We start from the raw sequence: 14,978 nt of genomic DNA, 5'->3' as shown, positions 1-14,978 counted from the left end.
ATTATATATTGTATTCTATTTAGTAATCAAGTTTCTTAATGTAGGTTAACTTCGTTTTCCAAAGAGCTAAATCTTCTTTAAACTCATTCACTCTATTTTTAACATTCAATACTAATGGATTGTCATCTTTTGCATTAGAAAAGAATCCTAAATTGTTTTCTAATTGCTGAATTTCTTTAACAACCTCATCAATTTTCTTTCTAACAAACATTTGTTCAGAATCTAATTTTCTAACATCATCATCTGCAGCAAGACTATCAATAACATGTGTAAATTTCAACATAGAAACTTCATTCTTACCTAAATCTAAACCTCCAAGAGCTCTATCTATTAATTTATTAAATTTACCATCAATGTGTCTTGCATTTCTTGGCAATGCACCTAAATCTCTCCAGTTATTTATAACCTCTAAAATTTCATCTTTAGTTGGTTCTTTTAATTCTTTTACAGTTTCTAAAAACGCTTTTTTTGCATCTACAACAACTTGCTGATCTTTATTTAAAGAGTTTTTCTGATCGTGATATCTATCAAAATAGTGATTACAAGCAGCTTTAAAACGTTTCCAAATATCATCAGAGAATTTACGAGGAACATGACCTATTTTTTTCCAATCAGATTGTATTTTCTTCAAGGTATTCGTTGAAGATTCCCAATCATCACTTTCCTTTAAAGATTCTGCAAGCTCAATAAGCTCCATTTTCTTTTTTAAGTTGTCTTGCTGATCATTTTTTTCATGTTTATAAAAAACATTCTTAGCGCTATTAAATTTCTTTGTAGCACCTTTAAACTTTTGCCAAACCTCTTCACTTTTAGAATATGGAAGTTTACCTGAATTAAAATATTCTTGTCTTAATACTTCTACTTCCTTTATACTTTTTTGCCAATCGTTATGAGATTTGTTATTAGAAGTATCATAAGCGTTTAATTTATCTACAATCGCTAACTTCTTATCTATAATTTCTTGGTATTTAGAACGCATTTCTCTAAAGTGATCATGTCTTCTGTCATGAATTTTTTTAGTTGCTGCACTAAATTTCTGCCAAACATCTTCTCTCATTTCTTGAGAAACTGGTCCGATGTCTTCTTTCCAAATTTTGTGTAAATCTTGTAACTCTTTAAAAGCAACATTTATATCTGCCTCTTCTACTAAAGCATTTACTTTATCGATGATTTTTAATTTTTCTTCTAAATTATGTTTAAAATCTAAATCTCTAAAATCATTACTTAAATGTAATAAATCGTAAAAACGCTCTACATGATGATGAAAAGTTTTCCAAGTATCATTATAATGATTTTTAGAAACTGGTCCAATAGCTCTCCACGTATCTTGTAACGCTCTAAAACTTTTGTACATTGTTGCTGTATCAGCATTTTCAATTAAATCTTTTAATTGTTCTATAACAGAAAGCTTTTTCTCTAAATTATTAGATAATTGCTTATCTAAATCATTGTAGTGAGCATCACGTTGTTTTTTATAATCTGATAAAAGATTATTATATTCAGATTTTATAGGGCTTGAAAATTGAAAATCAATAGAATTCCCTCCAGCTTCTAAAAAAGCTGCTTTCTTTTCTGCCAATAAAGCTCCAAATTGTTGGTTAAAAGCACTTTTAATACTTTCAACTTGATTCTTAATTTTTTGAATAGGATTGTTTGAAATTGTTCTACTAAGTTCTGCAACTAGGTCTTCTAAAGATAATTTTGAGTAATCTACCACTGCAGATTCATCTTCTTTATGAGCTTCTTTTTCAGCATCAACAGCAATAGATTTCTCTATTTCTTCAACAGCATCAACTGTATCATCTGTTTTTACGGTAGTTTCTTCTTCAACAACCTCAACTGTGTCTGCTACTTTTTCAGTTTCCACATTTGAAGTTTCATTCACAACTTCTTCTACTTTACTCTCCGTCTTATCAACGTTCTCTTCGTTATTTTCTAACATATCTACAATGTTTAAGGTCTAAAATAATAATACTATTATATGTCTATAAAGATACTGACAACTTCCTAAATCTGCAAACTATCTATCTATTAAAAAATACATCTAATTGTTGTTCCAAATTCTCCAAGATTCTTCTGCTTGCAATTGTAACATTTCATATCCGTTTTTAATAACAGCTCCTTGTTCTCTTCCTTTTGATAAAAAAGTAGTTACTTCTGGATTGTAAATTAAATCATATAATAAATGGTTTTCTGTTATAAATTGATAAGGAATATCAGGACATTTATCTGTGTTAGGTGAAGTACCAACTGGTGTAGAGTTTATAATAATTTGATATTTACTCATTACCTTTTCTGTTAAATCTTGATAAGAAATTTCTTTTTTCTTCTGCGGGTTTCTAGAAACAAATTTAAATTTAATACCGTTCTTTTTAAGTGCATAGGCAATTGCTTTAGAAGCACCACCAGTTCCTAAAATTAAAGCACGTTTATGATTTTCTTTTATTAAAGGAAATATTGATTTCTCAAAACCAACAACATCAGAATTATAGCCTTTTAAATTTCCTCTTTTTGTAAATTTGATGGTATTTACAGCTCCAATTTTTTTGGCAGTTTTATCTAACTTATCTAAATACTGCATTACTTCTTCCTTATATGGAATGGTAACATTTATACCTCCTAAAGTTTTTCCTCCTTCTTCTATTACAGAAGGAAATTCTTCAATTTTCTGAAGATCGAAATTGACATATTTATATTTGTCAAACCCTAATTTCTTAAACTTTTCTGTAAAATATCCACGTGAAAAAGAATATTCAATATCTTTCCCTAATAAACCAAAAACTTTATTTTTTCTTTCTCCCATAAAAATCTATCGCTAAAATTAACAAAATACCTAATACTATATAAAATATAGCTAATAAGGTTTCTGAACTCGAAAAATCAGGAACAAATCGTTCGTAATTTTCAACTATTTTATTTCCTTTTTTATCAATTAAATAATTTCCTTTTTCTTGTAAATGAATTGCTTTTTTCCAAGGCCAAACTATTCCCAAAGAACCTGTAATAAAACCAATAATAATTGCATTTACAATTTGATGCCATCGTTTTAAAACATATCCTAAAACATGACTTATAGAAACCAATCCAAAAGCAGAGCCTGCAGTAAAAACAGCTATTATTTTTAAATATCTTACTTTGATTGGATCTGATAGCACTTTAAAATCTCCAGATAAAAGACTCGTAATTACATTAAACAATACGTTTACAGAATCTACGAGCAACAACACGTAATTTCCTAAAAGAATTAGTATAAAAGAACCCGAAAGTCCTGGAAGTGTCATACCAGAAACTCCTATAATTCCGCATAAGAAAACAAACCAAAGATTGTCGTTTTCTGTTGCAGGCGTTAAAAAACTGATTCCTAAACCAATTGATACTCCAATAATTAATGAAACGATGTTTTTAAGATTCCAATCTCCAAAATCCTTTCCAATATAATAAATTGAGCCAATAATCATCCCAAAAAACCAACTCCAAACATAGAGCTCATAGTTTACTAAGAAATAATCTAAAACTAAAGAAATACTAAAATAACTAAAGATGCTTCCACCCATAATTAAGAGTAGAAATTGTCCGTTTACATATCGGTAAAAGCTTACAAATCGTCCATTAAAAAATAATTTAAATGCTTTTAAATTTATCTTTCTAAACGAATAAATCATTTCTTCATAAAAACCAAAAACAAAAGAAACTGTTCCGCCAGAAACACCAGGAACTTTATTTGCAGCTCCCATTGCTAAGCCTTTTAAAAAAAGGATTAATCGCTGTGAATAAGTTCTTTCTTGTATCATCTATTTTTTCTGAACTGCTAATCTTTCCATTCCTAAAATGATTGCAAAACCAATAACAGCTAGTACAATTGCCATTGTAAGTTGTGCATCTCCATCAAAAGAAAAAGGAGTTACACTTTGTTGATTAAATGGTACTTCTACTCCATGAGAGTTTGTACGCCATGTTAAAGTTTCTTTCCAAGGCCAAATTTTGTTTAAAGAACCAATTATAAACCCTGTTAAAGCTGCTAAAGTGTAATTTTTATAATGTTTAAACAACCATTTTAATACTCTAGAAAAGGTTAATAGTCCAATAACCGCACCTGCCATAAAAATTAAAATCGTTTTAAAATCTTTATTATTTAAGGCATTTAAAACAGGTTTATACGCACCTAATAACACCAATATAAAAGAACCTGAAATTCCTGGTAAAATCATAGCACATATTGCTATTGCACCAGCTATAAACATAAATATTGGCGAAGAACTCTCTGAAACTAACGGATTTAAAGTTGTGATATAATAGGCTAAAAAAGCGCCTAAAATTAACACTACAAATGATAGAACATTCCATTTTGTAATTTGTTTGGCAATGTAAATAATACTTGCTAAAACCAATCCAAAAAAGAAAGACCATAATAAAACGGGTTCATTTTCTAATAAGTATTTAATCGCTTTAGCTAAAGAGACAATACTTACAAAAATCCCTAAAAATAAGGATGCTAAAAAGTTTCCATTTAATTGTGTCCAAGCAGCTTTAAATCCCTCTTTTTTTAGAGTTTTAAATAAACCTAAATTCACATTACTAATAGAACCTAATAATTCTTCATAAATACCAGAAATAAAAGCAATTGTACCTCCAGAAACGCCAGGCACTACATCTGCTGCACCCATTGCCATTCCTTTTAAACCAATAACTAAATAGTCTTTTATATTTCTACTCATACTAAGTTCCTTTTTTAGAAAAACGAAGATAATAGAATTTTGAATAAAAAATGAAATATCCTTTTTATTAGTTTGCTTCTAAGTTTATTTACTGATAATTACAATGTTTTAAAATAAATACTGTCATAAAAATTTTACGAATCGTCTCTTTTTATGCTTTTTTTAATATCAACTCTTTTCTTGCTCTTATTTTTAACGAAATAGCTGCTATTACAAAATATACAAACGTTAAAATCCATAAATGATTCCACTCATTTAAAACTTCTAAAAATGAAGCCTCCATTTGTGTTAATTTAACAAATCCATTAATTCCTGGTGTTGATGGAATTATTGAGGAAATAAATTTATAAAATGGAGAAAACCCTTCTACAGGAAAAGATAACCCGCTTAACATTAATGAAGGAATAGAAAGCAAAACTAAAAACACAATAGAATCTTCTCTTCTCTTAAAAAATGAACTGATTGATATTCCTAAAAAAACCACTGAAAATATATACGGAATTATAAATACGTATATTGAAAATAACGAAGAACGAACAGGAATTCCAAAAATTGAATATACAATTCCAACTTGAATCGGAATAATAACCAGATAAATTACAGTATATAAACAAGCTTTTGCCAATAAAATAGGAATTGTACCTCCTCTATGCAATATTCTTGGAAAACTTGTATGTGTAGAAATTATCTCTCTTCTCGATCCACTTAAAAGACCAATTCCCATTAATAATACTAATTGTATAATTAATGCCGTTAACATAGGAATTAAATAGGTTGCATACCCAGAACTTGTATTAAACAAACTTGTAGAAATTGCTTTTATTGGAGAATAATTTTTTTGAGCTTCATCTAAAGAAACACCTTTTGCCATCTCTTTTTTTATTGAAATCCCTGCACTAAAATATCCGTTAATTGTAGTAACATCACCTAAAACACGTTTATAAAACAACATATTAGCTGCATCTGCAAATGTGGAAATTGTTGTTTGTTTACCACTTCTAATATTTTTTTCAAAATTTTTTGGTACTATAACAATTCCTTGTACTTTTCTTGAATAATAGGCTACTTTAGCCTCTTCTAAATCAGTAAATGTTGTTATTGTTTTAGTACCCTCAGTAGCGGCTAACATAGCAATATAATCTCTACTCATTTTGGTTCCATCTTGGTTTACAACCGCTACAGGAACTTCTTTAATTATTTGATTTGAATAGATATAAGTATAAACAACTAAAATAATAAATGTAACAGATAAAAAAGTACTAACAACTGCTTTGTCTGATTTAATTGAATTCCATTCTGTACTAAAGGTATTTTGAAATGAGACTTTGTTTCTGTAATATAATTTATATAAATTCTTCATTTTTAAATGTTGTGATTAAAACTTCCTTTTAAAAACAATCTTTTTAATTTACCCCAACATAGAGCAAAAGGTATAATGCATAAAATAACTAAAATAATAATTGCTCGTAAGGAATAAAATACTGGAAAACCTCGTTGAGATTGATCTAATAATAATTCAAAAAAATGAGTAAAAGGAAAAATTTGACTTAACCATTGTAACACTAAAGGCATTCCAAAAATTGGAAATGTAATTCCCGAAAAAGAGAGACTTACAGCTCCAAAACCAGAACCAATTGTTAAGGCTTCTCTAAAACTATTACTTATAGAAATAAAAAATAAAGCCAGCGATTGATTGGCTAAGATCAATAAAAGCAAACCTACCAAAACAGTTGTCTTACTTCCAAAAAAAGGAAAATCTTGCCAAACGTACATACTTAAAAGCGTAATTATGCCTACTAATAAAAACCATACTGTATATGGTAAAACCTTTCCTAAAATAATTGTTGATAAACTTCCATTTGCAATACCTAATAATTTACTTCCCTTACTGTATTTTAAATCTGCACCAAAACAGTAAATAGTTGTTAGCATTACAAATAGTTGAAAAAACATCGTTAAAAACCCTGTATTTAAATAATATGAATAATTTGTATATGGATTTGATAACACATGGTTTTCTGCTACAATTGGTTGATAATTAATGATTGCTTGTTGCAATGAAACTCCTTTTTTTCGTTGTTTTTCAATATGTATTCCTGCCGAAATAGTTCCAATAACTTTTCTAAATGCTTTATATTCTAACCCACCAGCCAATAGCAAGTTGCTATTATACTGGTTTATAATTTTTACTTGTTTACCACTTTTTAAATCGGCTTCAAAATTTTGAGGAATTGTTATTACACCATATACTTTTCCTAAACGAATTAATTCTTCTCCTTTTTGTTGATTTAAAGGAAAAAAACCAATTTCAATTTCTGGAGCAGCATCTAACTGAGCAATTACATTTCTTGATGTTGCTGTATGATCTAAATCTACCACAGCAACAGGTAAATTTCGAGCAACACCTTCACTTAAAAGCGAATTGAAAAACAAAATAGAAACAAAAGGCAGTATAATTGTAAGCATAAAAGATGACTTACTATTAAATAATAATGCAATCTCTCTTTTTGCTATTCGAAAAGATGGTTTCATTTTACTCATTAAATTGAGAATAATCAATTAAAATACTCATTCCAGGTCTTAATTCTACTTCTTTTGTAACTGGTGAAGCTTTAATTTCAAAAGTTCTTACATCAAAATTTCCTGTGGCTTTTGTTGCATTCCAAGTAGCATAATTCCCCAAAGCAGCAACATAATAAACTTTAAATTTTACCTTTTTATTTTTCAAAGCAGGAATCGTAGCTTCAAAAACACTTTCCTTTTTAAAGTTGAAAAGACTTGTTTCTTTAATATTTAAAATGGCATAACTATTTGCTAAATCTACCAAATGAACTACCGGATAACCAGCTCCAATTAATTCGCCTTCTTCTGGTAAAAAATTAAGAACTTCTGCATCTATAGGTGCTATAATATTTCGTTCATTTTTATAACCTTCTAATTCTATTAAAGCTCCATCAGCTTGTTTTACCAAAGCAGTTGCTGCTTCTAAATCTTCACTTCGTGCACCTTTCATTGCCATTTGATAAACACTTAATGCTGCTTCTTGATCTTTTAAAGCGACTTCTTTTTTAGCAAATATTTCATCACGTTTTTGTTCAGAAATCACACCGTCTTTAAAAAGATTTGCCATTCTAACATAGGTTTTTTTCATCACATTTGCAGCAGCAGTTGCTTTTTCATAAACACTTTTTGCGCCTCTAATTTCTTCTACTCTTGCTCCGTTTGTTGCTTTATTTTTTTGTGCATTTGCAGCATCTCTCAAAGCTAAAGCTTGTTGCTCTTTTGCCATAATTTCTGGGCTTAAAAGTGTTGCCAATAATTGTCCTTTTTTTACACTTTCTCCTTCTTTTACTTCAAAAGAGTTAATACGAGTAGGAATTTTTGCTGATAAATAAATTTCTTTTGTTTCTATTCTACCTTGTAAAATAATTGACTTAGGCTTTGTTAAAAACCACACACCAGTAAGTACTAAAATTGCAATAATTACAATACCTATTAATGATTTTATAAATTTTGGATTCCTCATTTTTATATTAATTTTGATTTAAGAAAGAAGCTGTTTTCCCTGTAAGTACCATTAACTCTCCGTAAGCTACATTGTACTCGTATAAGGCTTTTATTTTGTGTAATTTAATTTCTGATAACTTTAAAGTTGCATCAACAACTTCTAATGAGGTTCCTGTGCCTTCTTCAAAAGATCTTGTTCTCATAAACTTTAATTTTTTAGCGAATACTTCATCGGCATTTAAACTTTCATATTGTTCTAATTCCTTTTGCATTGTATTGTACAATTTTTCTGTATACGTCGTTAAATTTAATCGGGCTTGTTTATCAAATGCTGCTACTTGAGCACTTTTATATTTTGATGCTTTTACTTTATGTTCTCTTTGAAAACCATTAAAAAGTTCCCATTCAACACCAACACCAACAAACCATTTAGTATCAACAAGAGGTAAATTATCTTTCCATAAAATGTATTTTCCAGAAACACCTACTTTAGGAAAATAATCACTTTTCTCTACAATTATTCCCACTTGCGCTAATTCCTGAGTTTTTTCAATGGTTTTTAACTGTTGATTTTCAGTTAACATATCTGTTGTAAATTCTTGTAAAGGCTTTACAATTGTTGGTTCATTAAATCTGCTGGTAAAACCACTAACAGCATCTCCACCAATTAAATTTTGTACTGCAGTAGTTGCTAATTCAATATCTTTTTTAGCACCTAACAATTCTCTTTTTGCATTAGACAAAGCTACTTTAGCATTTAAAGTTTCTACTTCTGGAATGATTCCGTTTTCAAAAAACTTATCTGCATGATTGTTATGCAACAAAATAACATCATATACTTCTTGCCTTAACTGTAAAGCTTCTTGGGCTAAATTTAATTTGAAAAAGTAATTAATTAAATTAATTGTTAATTCATCTTCCTTAATCTTATGCTTCGTTTCTGATAATGCTAATTTTATTTCTGAAGCTTTATAAGCCGCATTTATTTTTCCCCCAGCATAGATTGGCATCGATATATTTGCAGTTGCAAAACCTAAATTTTTTTCTTGTAACGTAATATCCCAATCTCCTAAAACTTCTGCCGGATTAGAAATACTTAACAAACCGCCAACCATATTTCTTTGGTCATTTAAGTCTATTGCAATATCCTCATCTAAATGCATATACGTACCAGAAACACTAATAGTTGGTAAACGCAATCCTTTTGTGGCTTTAGACTCTTCTTCCATTTCTTTTACCTCAAAGCTAGATGCTTTTACCTCTCCGTTTTTAGCTAACATTAAATCGTATGCTTGCTTTAAGGTAATACTTTGTGCGTTTACAAACGTTGTGATAAAACATAAAAACAAGAATATTTTTATATCTTTTCTATTCAATTTCATTGATTTAAAATTTATATTAATTTTCATTTATTTTAAAATATTTAAAATATTTTCAGTTAATTTATCTACATCATTTATAGTTACTTCTTGTTCACCAAAAATATTTTTTCTTGTAAAGTTGATATAATCTACTGCGTACACTAAAATGTGATAATGCAATTGATAAATGGTGGTTTCTTTTGAAATTTCGCCAGACTTAACTCCAATTTCTTTAATCCTTTCTATAAGCTCAGCACTTTTAAGTTTGATTTCATCCGAAGCAAAGAAATTTTCATTGTGCAATAATTGATAAAAAAACTTTGAGGCATTGGGTTGCTCTAAAAAATAAATAATTCTATTTTTTATAAACGACTTTATTAGTGGCTTAACACTTGTCTGATTTAATGTTAGTAAAAGTTCTAGTTCTTTGTATAATGAATTTACTTTATCATGATACAATTCGTTGATTAAATCTTGCTTACCGGCATAGATTCTATACAAATATCCACCACTTACATTTGCATTTTTTGCAATCATAGCAATAGTTGTAGATTCAATACCTTTTTCTACAATGGTTTGCATTGTAGCCTCTTTAATTCTTGCTATTTTATCTTCATCAATCTTGCGAGCCATACTTTATATATTTAGACTACAAATTTATGAATAAATACTCATTCATTTATTAATAATAATTAATTTTTATCCCAAAAAACTAAATTTAAAATCCAGTTAGTATATAATCATCAAAGAAATTATGTTTCTACTCCATCGTATTTTTAAAATCGATTAAAAGTTTATGCCCTTTTATCTAAGAAAATAATTTAGCTTTCATTTTTTAAAACCCATTTATAAAATGACCAAATTGAGGCTTTTCGTTATTACATAAATATTTAAAGTTCTTTTTAATTAGTTTGATTCTAAACCTTTAACTTCTAATAAACGGTATTAATTTTTCAAGAAAAATTGATAAGTATCACTTTTTAACCAACTATCAAACCTTATCTTTGGTATAATAAAAAGTATTTAAAAATGTTAGAACCTGAAGATGAGTCTTCTAAGATTCATTACATACATCGAAGCAATTGGCTAAGAGCAGCTGTTCTTGGCGCAAATGATGGTATTCTATCAACTGCCAGTATTGCAATTGGTGTTGCTGCAGCAAGTAATTTTAGAGAACCTATTATATTAGCAACGGTAGCTGGTTTAGTTGCTGGGGCTTTATCAATGGCTGCAGGAGAATATGTTTCTGTAAGCTCTCAAACAGATTTAGAACAAGCGGATATTGAGAGAGAAAAACAAGAACTCATAGAAATGCCTGAACTTGAATTATTACGATTGGCTAAAATTTATGAAGATAGAGGCTTAAAAAAAGAAACTGCTTTAACAGTTGCTAAAGAATTAACAGAAAAAGATGCTTTAGCTGCTCATATTAGAGATGAGTTAGGCATCAATGATATTAGTCAAGCAAAACCAATAGAAGCAGCTTTTACTTCTGCTGTAGCATTTACACTTGGAGGCATACTTCCTTTATTGGTTGCACTATTTCTCCCATTAAAAAATTTAGAATTCTACCTTTATGGTTCTACAACCTTATTTCTAATCCTTTTAGGTAGTTTAACAGCAAAAGCAGGAGGATCTAGTATTCGAAAAGCAGTAATTAGAATTACTTTTTGGGGAACAATAGCAATGGGATTAACCGCATATGTTGGTTATCTGTTTAATGTTAGTATTTCTTAATAATTATTATTTGATAAAAAATGGAAATTAAAACAGGAATACTATACGCTACTGTAGATGGACATACCTTAAAAATATGTAATAGACTTAAAGAGGTACTTATACAAAACAATCAAAAAGTTGAACTTTTTTCTATTGATGATTTTAAAGAAGATATAACTAGTTATGATAAACTTATTATAGGTGCAAGCATTAGATATGGAGTTCACAATAAAAAAATAATTGAGTTTATAAATACCAATAAGAAACAACTAGACTCTATAAAAACAGCTTTCTTTTCTGTAAATCTAGTAGCAAGAAAACTCGAAAAAAGTACTCCAGTTTTAAATCCGTATGTTATAAAGTTTTTTAAAAACATCGATTGGAAACCTATGATTGTTGAAGTATTTGCTGGAAAACTAAACTATAAAAAATATCCATTCTTTGATAGAGTTATGATTCAATTTATTATGTGGATGACCAAAGGACCAACAAACACAAATACAGAAATTGAATATACCAATTGGGACAAAGTAACAGCCTTTGGTTTACAAATAAAGAATCTTTAAGAAATTAACATTCATAAAAAAATCCTGAATTTGAAATTCAGGATTTTTTCTATTTTAATAAGTAATAATATTTACTCTGTTGCTTTTTTAAAATCAATTAAAAGTTTTTGAACTTTTTCATTTTCATACACAATTGGATATAGCTCTTTTAAAACAATATGGTAATCGTAATCTATTTTTAAAGCTACGACTAAATGGTTAAATCCGTATTTTTCTTTATTCAGAATAAAAAACAAACCTGCTAATCTGTATTCAATTTCTGCAGAATCTTTATACGTTTTATGTGCTTTCATCAAAGTATTTAATGCTCCATTAAACTCACCTAAAAAAGACAATACATCTGTTAAGCCAATGTATATTTCTAATGCATCATCATTTAAACTTAAACATTTATTAAAACCAGTTACAGCTTCTTCGTAAAAGTTTTGTTTTAAATTAATTTCAGAATAACGTCTCCAATATACAGCATTGTCTTCCTCAATTTTTAAGGCTTTAGAAATATAATATGCTGCTTTTTGATAATTTTCATTATCAAAATAGATATTCGTTAACATCATCCAACCTTTATCTAATAAAGGATCTTCATGAACTGCTTTCTTGTAATAAGTAATGGCTTCATTAAAATTACCTAACCTTTGATAGCACTCACCTACTCTAATACAAACAAAAGCTGTGGCATCATCTAATTCTAGTGTAATTAAGTAATTATCTATTGCTTCTTTATATCGCTCTAATTGTTCTAATGTTTTTGCTTTTTCTAAATAACCACCAATAAAAGACTCATCAATAATAACAGCATAATCAAAAGCATTTAAAGCTTTTTCATAATCCTCTAAAATATAATATTGTCGACCTAATTGATGCCAAGCAACTTCACAATATGGATTTATGTCTACATATGCATTTAAATATGTAATTGCTTCTTCATGTAGTTTTTCCATATCAAAGCAATACACCACATTATACAAGGCAGAATAATCTTCAAAATCTACTTTTACACACTTTTGAAAAGTTAAACGAGCGTTTTTAAAGTTGTCTAAATACAAATATTCCATCCCTAAAAGAGACCAAACATCTACTTTATCATCTGTAAAAGTTAATGCTTTTTTTAATAACTCTATTGCTTCTTTATGGTTTCCTTTTTTAGAACTAATAGTTGCTTTTTGTATAAAAACCTCATCATTATTTGGCTCTAAACGTTCAATTATTTTCAACAACATTTCTGCTTTATCTAACTCATCTTCAAAAACATAAATTTCTACTTGCAGTAGTTTTAAATCTACTGAAGCAGGATGTTGTTGTAACCCAAGTTTTACTGCTTTTTTAGCCAAAGCATGTTTACCAGCATCTAAATAATGGATGATAATTTCTTCAAACTCTACCAAATCAAAAAAATAAACAGCGTTGGTTTTGAGCATGGATTCAAATTTTAATAGAGACATAACTATGGTATTTGAATTAGTACAATAAAAGTACTACAAGTCTTATGCCGCATTTTATCTCGGTTGATTTGTTTTCAACAATTTAATTAACATTAAAACACCATCGTTTTTAATACTTTTAAATTTTGCACATACATTTATTTACAGTAATTTTGATTTTCAATAACTATCAAGCTAATTTGATAGCTTTCTTATGAGCAAAAAAACCTTACTTAACTCAAAAGATATTGAAATAATCCTACATCGATTGGCTTGCGAGCTTATCGAAAATCATAACGATTTTTCTAATACAGTTTTAATTGGTTTACAACCAAGAGGTAGTTATTTGGCCAATAGATTAGCCGAATTATTAAAAACAACCTACCAAGTTAAAGACTTACAATTAGGACTTTTAGATATTACCTTTTACAGAGACGATTTTAGAAGAAGAGACGCTCCTTTAGAAGCTGCTGCAACTGAAATGGATTTTTTAATTGAAGGTAAAAAAGTAGTTATTATTGATGATGTTTTGTATTCTGGAAGAAGTGTAAGAGCTGCATTAACTGCAATGCAATCTTATGGTAGACCAGATAATATAGAGTTACTAGTATTAATAGACAGACGTTTTAGTAGACATTTACCAATTCAGCCAGATTATAGAGGTCGACAAGTAGATGCTATTAACGAAGAAAAAGTTTTAGTAACTTGGAAAGACACACATAAAAAGGACGCAGTTTATATAGAATTTAAGTAATTATGTCAGAATTAAGTGTAGAACATTTATTGGGAATAAAATATCTAAAGGAAACTGATATTGATCTTATTTTTAGAACTGCCGATCATTTTAAAGAGGTAATTAACAGACCTATTAAAAAAGTACCTTCTCTTAGAGATATTACTATTGCCAATTTATTTTTTGAAAACAGCACAAGAACAAAATTAAGTTTTGAATTGGCTGAAAAGAGACTATCTGCAGATGTAATTAACTTTTCTGCGGGTCAATCTTCTGTTAAAAAAGGAGAAACTTTAATAGACACCGTAAACAATATCTTAGCAATGAAAGTTGATATTGTTGTTATGCGACACGCAAGTGTTGGTGCTGGTGTTTTCTTATCTAGACATGTGGATGCAAAAATTATAAATGCTGGTGATGGAACTCATGAACACCCAACCCAAGCTTTATTAGATTCTTATTCTATTAGAGAAAAATTAGGAAGCGTAAAAGGTAAAAAAATTGTTATTGTTGGTGATGTTTTGCACTCTAGAGTTGCTTTATCAAACATCTTTGCTTTACAATTACAAGGTGCACAAGTAAAAGTTTGTGGACCAACAACATTAATTCCTAAATACATTTCTAGTTTAGGTGTAGAAGTAGAAACCAATCTTAAAAAAGCACTAGAATGGTGTGATGTTGCAAACGTTTTACGTGTACAACATGAAAGAATGGATATTAAATACTTCCCTTCTACTAGAGAATACACGCAACTTTTTGGTATCAATCAAGATATTTTAGACAACCTTGGCAAGAAAATTGTAATCATGCATCCAGGACCGATAAATCGTGGAGTTGAAATTACAAGTGATGTTGCAGATTCTAATGAATCTATCATTTTAAATCAAGTTGAAAACGGAGTTGCAGTTAGAATGGCTGTTATATATTTATTGGCACAACAAGTAAAAAGATAAGTT

At 28.9% G+C, this 14,978-nt stretch carries 14 protein-coding genes; 4 read left to right on the top strand and 10 right to left on the bottom strand.

Annotated elements, in window-relative coordinates:
• Window positions 1–19 precede the first annotated feature (19 nt).
• The 9 genes from BTO07_RS00740 to BTO07_RS00700 all read right to left on the bottom strand — a co-directional run bounded on the left by BTO07_RS00740 (window position 20) and on the right by BTO07_RS00700 (window position 10,216).
• A complete protein-coding gene (locus BTO07_RS00740) occupies window positions 20–1,942 on the bottom strand; it encodes a DUF349 domain-containing protein (protein WP_087519396.1) in 1,923 nt (640 codons plus the stop codon).
• Window positions 1,943–2,044: 102 nt separating this feature from the next.
• Window positions 2,045–2,803, bottom strand: coding sequence for a shikimate dehydrogenase family protein (locus tag BTO07_RS00735; protein WP_087519395.1), 759 nt, complete (start codon window positions 2,801–2,803; stop codon window positions 2,045–2,047).
• Entirely contained in the window at window positions 2,784–3,791 is a 1,008-nt protein-coding gene (locus BTO07_RS00730; protein WP_087519394.1) for a DUF368 domain-containing protein, read from the bottom strand. The genes BTO07_RS00735 and BTO07_RS00730 overlap by 20 nt, the downstream gene beginning before the upstream one ends.
• Entirely contained in the window at window positions 3,792–4,715 is a 924-nt protein-coding gene (locus BTO07_RS00725; RefSeq protein WP_087519393.1) for a DUF368 domain-containing protein, read from the bottom strand.
• Between the two features lie 151 nt (window positions 4,716–4,866).
• On the bottom strand, window positions 4,867–6,075 hold the full coding sequence (locus tag BTO07_RS00720) for an ABC transporter permease (protein ID WP_087519392.1): 1,209 nt from the start codon (window positions 6,073–6,075) through the stop codon (window positions 4,867–4,869).
• Window positions 6,076–6,077: 2 nt separating this feature from the next.
• Window positions 6,078–7,247 (bottom strand): ABC transporter permease, encoded by a 1,170-nt coding sequence (locus BTO07_RS00715; RefSeq protein ID WP_157663249.1) that lies wholly within the window; start codon window positions 7,245–7,247, stop codon window positions 6,078–6,080.
• 1 nt (window position 7,248) lies between these two features.
• On the bottom strand, window positions 7,249–8,241 hold the full coding sequence (locus BTO07_RS00710; RefSeq protein WP_087519390.1) for an HlyD family secretion protein: 993 nt from the start codon (window positions 8,239–8,241) through the stop codon (window positions 7,249–7,251).
• A gap of 7 nt (window positions 8,242–8,248) precedes the next feature.
• A complete protein-coding gene (locus BTO07_RS00705) occupies window positions 8,249–9,631 on the bottom strand; it encodes a TolC family protein (RefSeq protein ID WP_087519389.1) in 1,383 nt (460 codons plus the stop codon).
• Window positions 9,632–10,216 (bottom strand): TetR/AcrR family transcriptional regulator, encoded by a 585-nt coding sequence (locus BTO07_RS00700; protein ID WP_087519388.1) that lies wholly within the window; start codon window positions 10,214–10,216, stop codon window positions 9,632–9,634.
• A 396-nt stretch (window positions 10,217–10,612) separates the two neighbouring features.
• Here BTO07_RS00700 and BTO07_RS00695 point away from each other — a divergent pair, with 396 nt between their 5' ends.
• Window positions 10,613–11,320, top strand: a complete 708-nt coding sequence (locus BTO07_RS00695; RefSeq protein ID WP_087519387.1) for a VIT1/CCC1 transporter family protein — start codon at window positions 10,613–10,615, stop codon at window positions 11,318–11,320.
• A 20-nt stretch (window positions 11,321–11,340) separates the two neighbouring features.
• Entirely contained in the window at window positions 11,341–11,868 is a 528-nt protein-coding gene (hemG, locus tag BTO07_RS00690; RefSeq protein ID WP_087519386.1) for a menaquinone-dependent protoporphyrinogen IX dehydrogenase, read from the top strand.
• 71 nt (window positions 11,869–11,939) lie between these two features.
• Here hemG and BTO07_RS00685 read toward each other — a convergent pair whose 3' ends face one another.
• Window positions 11,940–13,310 carry a tetratricopeptide repeat protein gene (locus tag BTO07_RS00685; RefSeq protein ID WP_087519385.1) on the bottom strand — a complete coding sequence of 457 codons (1,371 nt, stop codon included), beginning with the start codon at window positions 13,308–13,310 and terminating at the stop codon, window positions 11,940–11,942.
• A gap of 193 nt (window positions 13,311–13,503) precedes the next feature.
• Between BTO07_RS00685 and pyrR the strand changes: the two genes are divergently transcribed.
• Together pyrR and BTO07_RS00675 are read left to right on the top strand one after the other, a co-directional pair.
• On the top strand, window positions 13,504–14,043 hold the full coding sequence (gene pyrR / locus BTO07_RS00680; RefSeq protein ID WP_087519384.1) for a bifunctional pyr operon transcriptional regulator/uracil phosphoribosyltransferase PyrR: 540 nt from the start codon (window positions 13,504–13,506) through the stop codon (window positions 14,041–14,043).
• A gap of 2 nt (window positions 14,044–14,045) precedes the next feature.
• Window positions 14,046–14,975: an aspartate carbamoyltransferase catalytic subunit gene (locus tag BTO07_RS00675; RefSeq protein ID WP_087519383.1), complete on the top strand. Its 930-nt coding sequence runs from the start codon at window positions 14,046–14,048 to the stop codon at window positions 14,973–14,975.
• Window positions 14,976–14,978 lie beyond the last annotated feature (3 nt).

Source organism: Polaribacter sp. SA4-12, from assembly GCF_002163675.1.
GTDB lineage: Bacteria > Bacteroidota > Bacteroidia > Flavobacteriales > Flavobacteriaceae > Polaribacter.
Note: the sequence above shows the minus strand (reverse complement) of the source record. Positions and strands in the feature narration are given on the sequence as shown.